Raw genomic sequence first — 12,351 nt, 5'->3', positions numbered from 1 at the left:
CTCCTCAGCCGATCGCGCCGGCGGCTACGGCATAGTCATGCAGGCGCAGGCGCGGCCCCGCCTTCATCAGCTGGCCGGGCAGGCCACGGCCGACGATGCCTTCCAGCCGCTGGGCTACCTTGATCAGCGCGCCCAGGTCGATGCCGCTGTCCACGCCCATCTCGTCCAGCAGGTAGACCAGGTCTTCGGTGCAGATGTTGCCGGTGGCGCCCGGCGCGAACGGGCAGCCGCCCAACCCAGCCAGCGAGGATTCGTAGGAGGTGACGCCGGCGCGCAGGCCTTCCACCACGTTCACCAGGCCGATGCCGCGCGTGTTGTGGAAGTGCAGCGATATCTTGACGCCGGGATGGTCGGCCCGCAGCGTCTCGACCGTGTCGCGCACCTGCCGGGGCGTGGCCATGCCGGTGGTGTCTCCCAACGTCACGGCGTCGAAGCCCTGGCGCGCGAAGTGGTCGAAGATGGTCCGGATGCGGCCCAGGTCCACGTCGCCTTCGAAGGGGCAGCCGAAGGCGACGGCAATGGCGCCCTTGCGCTTGATGGGGTGGTCTTTCAGCAGCTGCGCGATGTCCTCGATGTCGCGCAGCGACTGTTCGACCGGGCGGTTCAGGTTCTTGGTGTTGTGGCTCTCGGTGGCGGACAGGAACACGACGATCTCGTCAGCCTGCGACTGCAGCGCGCGTTCGACGCCCTTGCGGTTGGGCGCCAGCGCGCCCAGCACCACGCCCGGACGTTTGCGCACGCCCAGCAGGACTTCCTGCGCGTCGCGCATCTGCGGCACGGCGCGGGGCGAAACGAAGGAGGTGGCTTCGAAGTGCCGCACGCCTGCGTCGATCAGCGCGTTCAGGATCTGGATCTTGGTGTCGGTGGGCACGAACTCGGATTCGATCTGCAGTCCGTCGCGCATGCCGACTTCCACGATTTCGACTCGGTCTGGAAGGCTCATGGCTTGTCGTCTCCTGGCGCCCGGATCCTGCGCCCGCGAGGGCTTTGCGCGGCGATGTCCGGGACATGGGTGGTCGGCCACCATCTTCTGCGATGGACCCATGCAGGACAAATCGTCAATCTTCGGCGGGGGATCGCGAAACGCGATGGCTCGGGGGCCAGGCGTCGCGCATGGGCAGGCTCGCGGGTCCTATTGCTGCGTTGCGGCTTCAGCGATCAGATGATCCAGCAGTAGCCGGGCGGCGCCCGATAGCGATTCATTGCTGCGCACGCACAACTTGAGCTGGCGGTGCGCCCAGGCGTCAGTCAGCGGAATGATGCAGAGCGCGTCGCACACATAGGCGGATAGGGCCTTGGTGGGCACGATGCCGACTCCCAGGTCCGCGCGCACCATGGACACCAGCGCGTCGTAGGAGGTGACCTGGAAGCGCAGCCGCAGAGAACGGTTCATGGACGCGGCCTCGCGCGTGAACAGATAGTTCGCGGCGCTGCCCCGGTGCATGCCGACGTGGTCATAGTCCAGCGTATCGGCGAACGATACCTGCCGGTGTCGCGACAAGGGGTGTCCCGAGAGCGTCACCAGCGCCATGACGTCGCGGTGGTAGGGATATATGTCCAGCCCGTTTTCGTCGTCGGATTGGGTGTAGACGCCGATGTCGGCGGCGTTGTCGATCACCGCGCGGGTGACGCCGGCGCTGACGGACTCTTCCAGGTCGATCTGCACGTTGGGGTGCTGGGTCAGGAAGCGGCGCAGTTCCATCGGCAGGAACTGCGCAATGGAAGACAGGTTAGCCGCGACGCGCACGCGGCCGCGCAGGCCGGCGGAGTAGTCGCGGATTTCGGCGGCCAGGTCCTGGGTTTGATGCAGCAGCGTGCGTGCGCGCCGCGCCAACGCGTGTGCGGCGCTGGTCGGTTCGACGCCGCGCGCATGGCGCTGAAACAGTGGGACGTCCAGGACGCGTTCGAGTTCGGACAGGCGCTTCGATAGCGCCGATGGCGCGATATGTTCGCGCGCGGCGGCCGCGGCGATGCTGCCTTCTTCCAGCACGGCCAGGAACACCTGCAGGGTATACAGATCCAGACGAGGGGTCATGGGAAGTCGCGGATAGATACGTCCGCGAGGATAGCGGCAGTCGCGGGCCGCGGGCCTAGGGGATTACGCTTAGCCGATTTCCACCCAGTCCTGCGCCGCGCCGCGCGCCAGCAGTTCGTCGACCGCGATGATGGAGATCCGGCCATCCGCCGTTCCCAGAGCCAGTTTTTCCTCATGGGCATCCAGCGCGAAGACCAATGCAGGCAGGCCTTCCAGCCGCATCCTGGCGCGCAACCGGATCTCGCCCGACGCGGCATCCAGCAACAGCAGCCCGCCGTCCAGGAACGCGGCGGCGATCAGCCCGGGGCAGGGCATGAAGACGACCGCGCTGGCGGAGGCAGTGGTGGAATGTCGCCAGAGTTCGCGGTCACGGTCCAGCGGTTTGCGGTAAATGAAGCCGGCGCAGGCGACGTTGACGGCGGGAGCGTAGTGCCGCCCGCTGATGACCAGGCCAGCGCCTTGCGCGTCGTCGACGTAGCAGCCGGCAAGTTCCATGGCGTGGCTGTCGGGCTTGCCGTTGGCCTTGAGCACCGGCCACAGCGGCTTGGCCCGGCCGTCGGGCATGACCATGCACAGGCGTTTGGCCTCGTGGGAGCTTGCAGGCGTGCCTTGCACGCAGAACGGCGACGGCGCGCCGCTGATGCGGATGTAGTGATTGAAGCAGTCGTAGTGGCCCAGGTCCACGCGCCGTTCGGCGCCCGAGCCCAGGTCGCGCAGCAGGTCGCACGCGTTGCGGGTTGCGGGGTTGCGGTTCCTGCGGCCCAGCAATACGCCTTGCGAGGAGGCCGAGAACGTGTATTCGCCGTCGTACTCGCCGACGAGGTCCAGCCCGTCGTCCGTCAGCGTATACAGCCGGGAATCCTGGTGCCACTTCATGTCGGGCCGCTTCGAGGGTTCCACGACGTGTACATGGATGCCCGCCGCCCGGATGATCTCGGCGCCATGGCCGGCGCCGGCGTATGCGGCGACCAGGCCGTCTTCGACGTCTTGGATTTCCAGCAGGCAGCCGCCATGCGCTACCGCGATGCGCTTGGCGTCCAACCACGCAAGATCATGGATGGCCTTGCGGCTTCCCAGTTGCGGCAGCCCTAGCCATTGCGCGAGGCGGGACTCGGGCGCCGGCGCGGGGGGATCTGCTGCCGGCGCGATGTCGTCGCCTGACAGTTCCAGTTCGCCGGGACCGGCATCGGACCAGGTCGCCGCGTCGTAGGGCGTGCGCACGACGAACAAGGTGTTGAATGCGGCGTCGGGCGGATCGTCGGGCAGCCCTTCCCATTCTTCGTCCCAGGGCCGCACCCACGCCTCGATCCCGTCGCCCGAGGGGGTGAAGGCGCAATGCGCAACTTCGGGGATGTTGCGGAAGAACCGGCGCGAGAGCCCGCTGCGCCAATCCCAGACCAGCAGGTCGCCTTCGAACAGATAGCCGCCGTCATAACTGCCTGCGCCGATCGCGACCACGGATTGGGTGGGATGGAAAGCGATGTGGTTGACGGGATGGCGCAGTTGGTCGAAAGCCGCGAACGGGATGGGACTGCCGCGGCGGTACAGCGCCACGCGATAGCGCAACGTCTGGCCGCCATACGCCGCGCGGGCGCGAGGGTTCGCGAGCAGGGGAAACTCGGAGGCCACGGCCGCGATTTCCCCTGCAGGGTCGAAGAACACTCCGGTAATCTTGCCGCTGCCTCGCAGCGGCGGATCGGCGATCATGGCCATGCTGGTTTCCGCGAGACGCGCGCCATTGATCGCGAATGCGGGCGCTGGGCCATGGGCAGGCGGGATAAGCTTATTCGAGGAGCAGGCCGGGGCGCCCGACCGGGCTCATGTGCGAGCCCGGCTGGCGGCCGGCGTCTCCTTCTTCGCGCGTGGCTTGGGCGCGGGTTTCGGGTCTTGGGCAGGAGCGTCGAACTCCTGTTTGTTGCGTTCGCCCCGCGGGGTATTTTCCGGATGCGGCTTGGGAAAAGCCCAGGGCTTGGTTTTCTGATCCATTGCATGTACTCCTTGCACAGGCGGAACAGTAGCATTAGCCGTGGCACTGGGTAAGTGAGGGTTGACGTCAATATTCATCACATCGTGATTTTCGGTTGAAAAACGCGATGAATTCGACCCGCTTTGGCCCGTTCTGTTCCGCCTTGATGGATCAAGACCTGTCAACTCTGACAGGAAGTTCCCGTCGGTGCGAGCGCAGCCTCTAACCGGCTTCCGGCTGGTCTTCCTGCCAGATGCGGTCGAACTGTTCGCGCGCGTTGCGCGCCCAGTCGTCGATGGCGCTGCGCACGTCGTCCGCGGTGGGCTTGCGGTCAGCGGGGAGGTTGCCGCCCGTGACCGTGCCCAGCGAAGTGATCAGCAGCTCGTTGGTATTGGCGTCGCGCAGGGCGGCCTCGAGCAGCAGGCGCGCGGACTGGTCGCGGTAGCCGGCCGCCTTGACGGTCTGGCCGATCACGAAGCCGATGGGGATGTATTCCATCATCCTGGGGTCGCGCTCGTTGCGGAAGGTGCCGGTGATGGCGGCGCTCAGGCGCATTGCGTGTGGCGCGGGCCGTGTCAGCAGTTGGTAGCCGGCTTGTTCGAACTCGCGCCGGATCGCTTCGTTCAGGTAGGCCAGCGCGCGCTCGCGCATGGCGCTATCGGCTTTCATGTCCAGCTCGTCCGGTCGGTCGCCCTGGATGTATTGCACCGGTTCCAGAACTAGTTTTTTCTGGTACTGGCTGCCGATGGGCGGACCGGGGCGCACCCAGACCATGCCAGCGCTCCAGTCGGGATCCTGCTTGAGCCGGCTCTGGTTTTCACCCAGGGACGTGGAATAGTTCTGCGGCTTGGGCAGGTTGGTGCAGCCGGCAAGGCCGATCACTGCACAGCAGGCGGCCAGAGCGAGACGGATCTTCATATTCTTCTCTTCCTGAAAATGGCGCCCGGCGCGGCAGATGGAAAGGCCGTGCGCGTGTCGCGGGCGGCCCAATTATTGCCCCGTTTCGCGCCGCATTTTCCGCCTTGGCAGGGGTGGAAGCCCCGTTTCGCTGCAAAGCAGAATTCCATTTTGGGAAAACTGAAACGAAAGATCGGCGGGGCGTGGAAGACTCCATTGCGGGTAAGCCGTAATAGCTGCCGCGGAAAGCCGCCGCGGGACTACGATGGACGAGTGAACATAGGGAGACAACTATGGACACCGCCAAGCAATGGTATGCCGCCGTCAAGGACTGGCAGCGGGCCCGCGACGAGCTCACCGCCGCGATCGCCGCGATCAAGTGGCCGAATCCCACCCAGGATTGCCTGGACAACTATGACCGCGCCTACGCCAACGAAACCGGGGCGCGGGATCGCATGAACCAGGCATACGAACGCGTGCGACGATAAGCGCGCGCATCTCCTTGGGAGCGGCATTGCTACACTGCCGCGCATGACGGACCAACAACAGAAATTCATGATCAGGCCGAGCCGGCCTGAGGACGCAGTCTTGCTCGAAGACCTGCTGATGCGCACCTACGAAAGCACGTGGATGCCGGAAATGACGGCGGAAAGGGACGCCCAGTTTCGCGCAAGCGGCAAGACGGGCCAGTATGTGAGCGCCAGGGGCAGTCTTTTCATGGTGTGCGAAATCGACGGCGTGCTGGCGGGCATGGCGGATTGGGAAAACGACTTCATCTGGGCCTTGCATGTGCATCCCGCAAGGCAAGGGCAGGGTGTCGGCGGCGCATTGCTGGCCTGGATGGAAACGGCCATCCGCGCTGCGGGATTTGCTCAGGCGCGGCTGGAGACGGATTCCTTCAATATGCGCAGCCGCCAGTTCTACGGCAAGCACGGCTATGCCGAGATCGATACCTATCCTGACGAGGAATGGGACAGCGGCTTCACCACCATCCTGCTGGAAAAGCGCTTGCCAGCCTGATGCTGCTGGCTCCATGAAAAGAACCTGAGCTGGTCCTGGAAATGGAGCCACGATGGCGGTATGTTGTGGTTTTCAGCCGCTACCGCCGAACCCGCCATGTACCTGCCGTCCGCCTTTCGCGAAGACTCGCTCGAAGTCCAGCACGATTTCATCCGCGCCCATCCGCTGGGCGTGCTCACGACCAGCGGGGAGGGCGGGCTGATGGCGAACCACATTCCCTGTCTGCTGTATCCGGAAGGACCGCATGGCGTATTGCGCCTGCATGTGGCCCGCGCCAACCCGCAGCTTGCCGACCTTGCTTCGGGCCGCGAATGCCTGGTCGTATTCCACGGGCCGCAGGCTTACGTCACGCCGTCGTGGTACCCGACCAAGGCCGAGACGCACAAGGTCGTGCCCACCTGGAACTTCGTTGCCGTGCACGTCTGGGGCGCGCCGGTGATTCAGGATGATCCGGCCTGGCTGCGCGCCCAGTTGGATGCGCTGACCGACAGCCAGGAGAAAGCGCGCGCGCAGCCCTGGCGCGTGGCCGACGCGCCGGCGGATTTCATCGCGGCCCAGATGCGCGCCATCGTCGGCGTGGAGATTCCCATTGCGCGCATCGAAGGCAAATGGAAGGTCAGCCAGAACCGAACGGTTGCCGATAGGCGCGGCGTGGCCGAAGGCCTGGCCGGCGAAAACGGCGATGCCGTCATGGCTGGGCTGGTTGCCCGCCGCGGCGGGCTGGAGTAACGCGCCCCAACGCGAAACAGGCGATGGCGGCGGCCTGCAGGCTGGCCGCCGCCGCCAGGAACCAGAGCAGTGGCTGCCCGGCCTGTTCGGACCATGCCCGCAGCATGCCGAACAACGCGGGCGCGAAGGCGTAGGCGCCTTGCGACATGGCGACAATCAGCGGGACCACGCGTTGCGTGTCTTCGCGGGCGAACTCAGTCTGCGCGATCAATGGCGGCAGCGAGGTCGCGTTCCCTATGCCTGATCCGAACAGCAGTACGCCCAGCCAGATGGCCCAGGCGTGCTCTGCGGCCAGCATCAGAACCAATGAACCGGCGATCTGGATGGCGTAGGCCAGGCAGGCCACTTTGCGCCGGTCGGTGCCGGCAGGCATCAGCCAACCGACGAGCGTGCGCCCGCCGATGGCCGCGGCCGTAGCCAGGCCCATTGCCAGGCCCGCGGTCTGTGCGCCCAGCAGCGGCGCCAGCAGGGACAGCAGATGCGCGATCAGGCCGATCTGGGCGAACAGGCCCAGCGCCATGCCGGCGGCCAGGGTGAGAAAGGCGCGGTTGCGCCACAGGCCCGCCACCGGCGCGGGCGAGGCGATGCCTGCCGTGGCCGCCGGCGCCTGAGCTGCAGCGCAAGCGCCATCAGGCTCCTGGCCCAGCTGTTGCGGCGTCAGGGCAAACACCTTGCGCGACAGCACGGCGATCACGGCCACCATCGCCGCGCCTACCCACAAGGCCGCCTGGGCAAATCCTGCCTGGCCGATCAGGTAAACCCATAAGGGCGAAAAGACGATGCCGCCGACGCTGGCGCCGTTGTAGGCCATGCCCAGCGCGGCGGGGCGGCGGCGGACGAACCAGGGTGAGATCAGCGCATTGACGGCGGCGGCACCCAGCGTCACCCAGCCCATGCCCGAGAGCAGCGCCGCCGCATAGAGCTGCCAGGGCTGTGAGGCCGCGGCCCAGCCGCTCACGCCGAACGCGAGCAGCACGGCGCCGCCCAGCGTGACCGCCGGCACCCCGCAACGCCGGTACAGCCGCGGCAGCTTGGCGACCACCAGGGTGCCGCAAAGAAAGTGCAGCGTGACGGCGCCGGATACCAGGGCCACGCCCCACCCGGTACGCTGCGTCACGGCATGCAGGAACACGGGCGGGCCGTAGAAGCCGACGCCCCAGCCGAAGATCGCCAGCACGAAGGTGGCGTAAAGCACTGTCCAGCCAAAGAATTTCCGGGATGCGCGCATGGGTGTCCGGGCAGGCCGGCCGCTGTCTTGTTGCGTTGAGTCGCAGTATGCTTGACTCTGCACACAACACTTTGGTCTGTGACGAATCATGGAATCCGAGTTCGCCGACATCAATCTTTCCGCCGTGGCTGGCGCCATCGCCGATCCGGCCCGGGCGCGCATGCTGTGCGTGCTGCTGGACGGCCGCGCCCGCACCGCGACCGAACTGGCGGCCGCCGCCGACATCGGCGCCTCCACCGCCAGCAGCCATTTCCTGCGACTGCGGGAACAAGGGCTGGTGGAAATGGCCGTGCAGGGCAAGCACCGCTACTACCGCCTGGCCAATGGCGAGGTTGGACATGCGCTGGAGGCCTTGCTGGTGGTGGCCGGCGCGGAGCGCGTGCCGTTCAAACCCAGCACGCCCTCGGCGCTGCGCGAGGCGCGTACCTGTTATGACCACATGGCGGGCACCCTGGCCGTACGCATCCATGACGCGATGCTGTCGCGCCAATGGCTGACGGCGGACGGGCGCGATTACCTGCTGACGCCTTTGGGCGAGGCGGCCCTGGCGCAGATAGGCGTGGACGTGATGCAGGCGCGCCAACGCCGGCGGCGTTTCGCCTGTTCCTGCCTGGACTGGAGCGAGCGTCGCTCGCATCTGGGCGGCGCCTTGGGCGCGGCGCTGCTGGAGGCGCTGACGCGCCGCGACTGGATCAGCAAGGACTTGGATTCGCGCGCGTTGAGCGTGACGAAGAAGGGCGAAAAGCAGTTTCCCGCCTTCTTCGGGCCAGCGGATGAGCAGCCCGCCGCGAGCGCTGCGCGCCGGGACCGGAATGTCGCCGCATGAGCCTGCAATAAGGTGTGCATATGCAACAGATCTAGGGAAATCCCCGTGAACCCGGGTGGGGACGGGTTGCGGCAGCGCCCCGCGTTGCGCCGCAAGCCGCGTCAACCCTGGACATGCAGCGCGCGGATGGGCCGCGCGTAGCGTTCCTGGGAAACGGGGACGCACCTATCGCGATGCAACAGTGTTTCTATTTTCTGCCATCGTTACAAAACATATCCGAACTGTCATAGTCAAGCGGGGTATGCTGGATCGCACAAAGAGGGCATCCGAAGTGCATCAGAACAACTTGATCTACAAGGGATACCGGCTGACGGCCAAAGTGTCCCGGGGCGCAGACGCCGAGGTTCAGGCGCAATCCAGCGGCCCCGTATTCATAGCGTCGGTGATGGTGGTCCAGGCAGGCGCCGTGCTCGAAGGCGGCGACGAATATCCGGTTCCGCGTTTTGCCGAGGGCGGTTTTGTCTACAGTCCGCGTGAAGCGGTGCATGCAGCGATCCTGCACGGCCGCGAAATCGTCGACGGCCTGACCAACCTGCCAGCCTGACGCCGTCCTAGCCGGAAAAGACTTCCCGCCAATCGCGCGTCTTGGCCAGCGTCTGCACGGTCGCGGACTGTTCCAGGATGGTCACGGCCTTCTTGAATTCCTCGGCCGAGGCGCCGTCCTCCAGGATGACCATGCGCGAGTTGCGCGCGTCCGCCATCTTCACGTCCGACATCTTGCCGTGGGTCTGGTAGACCTGCGTCCAGTCCATTTTCTTGCCGGCCTTCAGGGCGATCGGTTCGATGTACGTCAACGCGGTGCTGCTGGCGGCGCGTACGGCGAAGGCGAAATCGGCCGTGTGGCCGCTGCTGCCCTTGGCGCGCGCGCCCTTGACCATGCGGTTCACGCCCACGCCCGCCGCCAGCGCCCGCCCGACCTGGGCGCGAAAGCGCAACTGGCTGAACTTCGGCATCCATTTGGCGCACTGGAACGACAGTGCCATCGCCAGCTTGACCGCGTCCCACAGCGCTTCCTGCAGCTGCTCGTTGGGACCGCTGGCGACGATGGCGCCGTCGCGGTCGAAGTGCGCCAGGCTGACGCCCGGGGTTTCATTCAGGATGTCGATGCGCTTGGCAGCCAGGTCGATGCCGTAGCTGGACGCGTGCATCGCGGTCTCACAGGCGTCGGTCAGGTAGAACGTGGACTCGTCGGGATGCGCGATGAAGAAGGCCGCGTGCTGCCCGTCCAGGCCCAGTGTCATGGGCGATATGGCGCGGATGGCGTGCTCGCCCGCCGGCAGGACGGTCCAGCCGGAGGCTTCCAGGAAAGTGCTCATAGGATCAGTTCGATTTGGCGGCCTTTGAGGGGATGCGCGAATCCGCCGGTGAGCGTCAGGTTCGCCCGCGGCAGGAAGTACTGCATCAGCGCGCCGATATTCTGCAGGGCGGGCACGATGGGCTCGGCATAACCTTCGCCATCATCCACCCAGATGTGTTCATGGCTGCGGTCCGCAAGCGGCTTGCGGTACTGAGGCCGGCCTTCGCCCACCAGGCTGGTGTGGAAGGAGTCGTCGGTGTCCACGCCGAACACGCGGTGCGGGCCTACGAAGAGGCTGGCGCAGAACGCTTCGGCCAGGAAAATCGTGGCCTGGCCGTGCACGGCCGTGCGCGCGCCGCGGTAGGTGGCGCGGAAGATCACGTCTTCACGCACTTCGCCCTTGACCCGGCAGGCGCAGGCGAATTCCATCCATTGGAGATTGCTGGCGGCGGGCTTGGGCACCCAGGCGATCGGTTTTACGGTTTCCTTGGGTTCGGCAAGAATCTCTTGCACCTCATCAACGGTGATTAGCGGTTCGAACTTGTTGGCCATGGAACTGATCTAGGGTCTTGGAAATGCGCGCGCCGGGCAGCGCGCCTGGCAAGCGCCGCGCGGCGGCGGGCGCACGCGCAACACTGCGAGGGGGCGTAATCTTACAAGATGAAGACTGCGCCGCCCTTTTTGCTGTATGGATGTACAGCCCAAGGGTGGCGCGTCGCGGCTATAGCGAGCTGGCGCCGAACGTGTCGCACTGCTTGATGCTGCCGCTCTCCAGGCCGCGCTTGAACCAGCGCACGCGCTGGGCCGAGGAGCCGTGGGTGAAGGAATCGGGCACCACATAGCCTTGGCTCTGCTTCTGCAGGCGGTCGTCGCCGATCGCGGTGGCGGCGGTCAGGGCCTCTTCCACGTCGCCGCTTTCCAGGATGTTGCGGGCCGCGTTGGCGCGCTGCGCCCACAAGCCGGCGAAGCAGTCGGCCTGCAGTTCCATGCGCACCGACAATGCATTGGCCTGCGCAGGATTGCGGCGGCGCAGGTTGTCCACCTGGTCCGAGATGCCCAGCAGATGCTGGACGTGGTGGCCGACTTCATGCGCGATGACATAGGCTTGGGCGAAATCGCCCGGCGCCTTGAAGCGGTTCTGCAATTCGTCGAAGAACGCCAGGTCTATGTACACCTTGCTGTCGCCCGGGCAGTAGAACGGCCCCATGGCCGACTGTCCGGTGCCGCAGGCCGTGGGCGTGGCGCCGCGGAACAGCACCAGCTTGGGCGCCACGTATTGGCGGTTCAGGTCCTTCTGGAAAATGGCGCTCCAGGTGTCTTCGGTTTCGCCCAGGACCTTGGAGACGAACACTGCCTGTTTGTCGTTGGCGGGCGGACGCGTGGCGGGCCCCTGCTGTTGCTGCACGGGCGGGCCTTCGGCCATCTGCAGGACCACGCTGGGGTCCACGCCGAAATACATGGCGACCAGGGCCAGCACGATCGTGCCTATGCCGATGGTGCCGCGGCCGCCGATGCGTGGGCCGCTGGAACGGCGGTCTTCCACATTGTCGCTTTCGCGCGAGTCATCAAGGCGCATACTGTTTCTCCGGGCGGGTCGGCGTTCCCGCCATTTTGCATCGCCGCTCTGTACTGAGCGGCCTTCAAGAGTGTTAGGATAAACCCATGGCCTTGTATTTCGATATTCATCCCGCGAATCCGCAACCGCGCCTGCTGAAGCAGGCGGCCCAATGGCTGGCCGATGGCGGGCTGGTCGCAGTGCCTACCGATTCGAGCTATGCCGTGGTCGCGCGGCTGGACGACAAGAACGCCGCTGACGGACTGCGCCGCCTGCGTGGCCTGGATGAACGCCATCATCTCACGCTGCTGTGCCGCGACCTGGCTGAAATCGGCCACTTCGCGCGCGTCGACAACCGCCAGTACCGGTTGCTGAAGGCCGCGACGCCGGGACCCTGGACCTTCATCCTCGAAGCGACCAAGGAAGTGCCGCGGCGCGTGTCGCATCCGTCGCGCAAGACCATCGGCATCCGTGTGCCGGACCATCCCGTCATGCTGGGCCTGCTGGAGCAGGTGGGGGCGCCCTTGCTGTCCACCACGCTCATCCCCAAGGACGAGACCGAAGCGTTGAACGACGCGGAAGAAATCCGCGAACGCTACGAACACTCCCTGGCGGCCATCATCGACGCGGGCGCTTGCCCGCAATCGCCCACCACCGTGATAGACCTCACCGGCGACGAGCCTGTGGTCGTGCGTGTCGGACGCGGCGATCCTGCCACCCTCGGTCTTGCCTAGCGCGCCCGCCGCGCCGACCTGCACGCCGGCATGCGCCGGCGCGTGGCTCATCTACAATCCGGTT

Annotated in this window: 15 protein-coding genes; 6 read left to right on the top strand and 9 right to left on the bottom strand. The window is 66.1% G+C overall.

The annotated features are described in order from the left end of the window. Positions 1 to 4: 4 nt before the first annotated feature. The 5 genes from HV793_RS26405 to HV793_RS26385 all read right to left on the bottom strand — a co-directional run bounded on the left by HV793_RS26405 (position 5) and on the right by HV793_RS26385 (position 4,919). Positions 5 to 943, bottom strand: coding sequence for a hydroxymethylglutaryl-CoA lyase (locus HV793_RS26405; protein ID WP_175214164.1), 939 nt, complete (start codon positions 941 to 943; stop codon positions 5 to 7). 189 nt (positions 944 to 1,132) lie between these two features. Then, positions 1,133 to 2,035, bottom strand: a complete 903-nt coding sequence (locus HV793_RS26400) for a LysR family transcriptional regulator (protein WP_125472821.1) — start codon at positions 2,033 to 2,035, stop codon at positions 1,133 to 1,135. 69 nt (positions 2,036 to 2,104) lie between these two features. Next, positions 2,105 to 3,748 carry a hypothetical protein gene (locus HV793_RS26395; protein ID WP_175214163.1) on the bottom strand — a complete coding sequence of 548 codons (1,644 nt, stop codon included), beginning with the start codon at positions 3,746 to 3,748 and terminating at the stop codon, positions 2,105 to 2,107. Between the two features lie 105 nt (positions 3,749 to 3,853). Then, complete coding sequence (locus tag HV793_RS26390) at positions 3,854 to 4,021, bottom strand: hypothetical protein (RefSeq protein WP_165867876.1); 168 nt, start codon at positions 4,019 to 4,021, stop codon at positions 3,854 to 3,856. Positions 4,022 to 4,223: 202 nt separating this feature from the next. Next, positions 4,224 to 4,919 carry a DUF3313 domain-containing protein gene (locus tag HV793_RS26385; protein ID WP_175214162.1) on the bottom strand — a complete coding sequence of 232 codons (696 nt, stop codon included), beginning with the start codon at positions 4,917 to 4,919 and terminating at the stop codon, positions 4,224 to 4,226. Positions 4,920 to 5,191: 272 nt separating this feature from the next. Between HV793_RS26385 and HV793_RS26380 the strand changes: the two genes are divergently transcribed. From HV793_RS26380 to HV793_RS26370, 3 genes are all read left to right on the top strand, one after another. Beyond that, positions 5,192 to 5,386, top strand: a complete 195-nt coding sequence (locus tag HV793_RS26380) for a hypothetical protein (protein ID WP_054453278.1) — start codon at positions 5,192 to 5,194, stop codon at positions 5,384 to 5,386. A gap of 43 nt (positions 5,387 to 5,429) precedes the next feature. Further along, a complete protein-coding gene (locus tag HV793_RS26375) occupies positions 5,430 to 5,918 on the top strand; it encodes a GNAT family N-acetyltransferase (RefSeq protein ID WP_054453276.1) in 489 nt (162 codons plus the stop codon). Between the two features lie 96 nt (positions 5,919 to 6,014). Then, positions 6,015 to 6,647, top strand: coding sequence for an FMN-binding negative transcriptional regulator (locus HV793_RS26370; protein WP_175161764.1), 633 nt, complete (start codon positions 6,015 to 6,017; stop codon positions 6,645 to 6,647). Here HV793_RS26370 and HV793_RS26365 read toward each other — a convergent pair. Then, a complete protein-coding gene (locus tag HV793_RS26365) occupies positions 6,607 to 7,875 on the bottom strand; it encodes an MFS transporter (RefSeq protein ID WP_175214161.1) in 1,269 nt (422 codons plus the stop codon). The genes HV793_RS26370 and HV793_RS26365 overlap by 41 nt on opposite strands. A gap of 88 nt (positions 7,876 to 7,963) precedes the next feature. Between HV793_RS26365 and HV793_RS26360 the strand changes: the two genes are divergently transcribed. Together HV793_RS26360 and HV793_RS26355 are read left to right on the top strand one after the other, a co-directional pair. After that, a complete protein-coding gene (locus HV793_RS26360; RefSeq protein WP_054453272.1) occupies positions 7,964 to 8,701 on the top strand; it encodes an ArsR/SmtB family transcription factor in 738 nt (245 codons plus the stop codon). Between the two features lie 271 nt (positions 8,702 to 8,972). Beyond that, on the top strand, positions 8,973 to 9,245 hold the full coding sequence (locus HV793_RS26355) for a hypothetical protein (RefSeq protein ID WP_054453716.1): 273 nt from the start codon (positions 8,973 to 8,975) through the stop codon (positions 9,243 to 9,245). A gap of 7 nt (positions 9,246 to 9,252) precedes the next feature. Here the strand turns inward: HV793_RS26355 and HV793_RS26350 are convergent, their stop codons facing one another. The 3 genes from HV793_RS26350 to ypfJ all read right to left on the bottom strand — a co-directional run bounded on the left by HV793_RS26350 (position 9,253) and on the right by ypfJ (position 11,574). Then, entirely contained in the window at positions 9,253 to 10,017 is a 765-nt protein-coding gene (locus tag HV793_RS26350) for a DUF1828 domain-containing protein (protein WP_054453270.1), read from the bottom strand. After that, a complete protein-coding gene (locus HV793_RS26345) occupies positions 10,014 to 10,550 on the bottom strand; it encodes a hypothetical protein (RefSeq protein ID WP_054453268.1) in 537 nt (178 codons plus the stop codon). The genes HV793_RS26350 and HV793_RS26345 overlap by 4 nt, the downstream gene beginning before the upstream one ends. Positions 10,551 to 10,719: 169 nt before the next feature. Continuing rightward, on the bottom strand, positions 10,720 to 11,574 hold the full coding sequence (ypfJ, locus tag HV793_RS26340) for a KPN_02809 family neutral zinc metallopeptidase (protein ID WP_054453266.1): 855 nt from the start codon (positions 11,572 to 11,574) through the stop codon (positions 10,720 to 10,722). Positions 11,575 to 11,660: 86 nt separating this feature from the next. On the opposite strand from ypfJ, the gene HV793_RS26335 reads away from it, so the two are divergent. Further along, a complete protein-coding gene (locus HV793_RS26335; protein WP_054453264.1) occupies positions 11,661 to 12,287 on the top strand; it encodes an L-threonylcarbamoyladenylate synthase in 627 nt (208 codons plus the stop codon). Positions 12,288 to 12,351 lie beyond the last annotated feature (64 nt).

The sequence above is a fragment of the Achromobacter aegrifaciens genome, from assembly GCF_902859965.1.
In the GTDB taxonomy this organism is placed as follows: domain Bacteria; phylum Pseudomonadota; class Gammaproteobacteria; order Burkholderiales; family Burkholderiaceae_B; genus Achromobacter; species Achromobacter aegrifaciens.
Note: the sequence above shows the minus strand (reverse complement) of the source record. Positions and strands in the feature narration are given on the sequence as shown.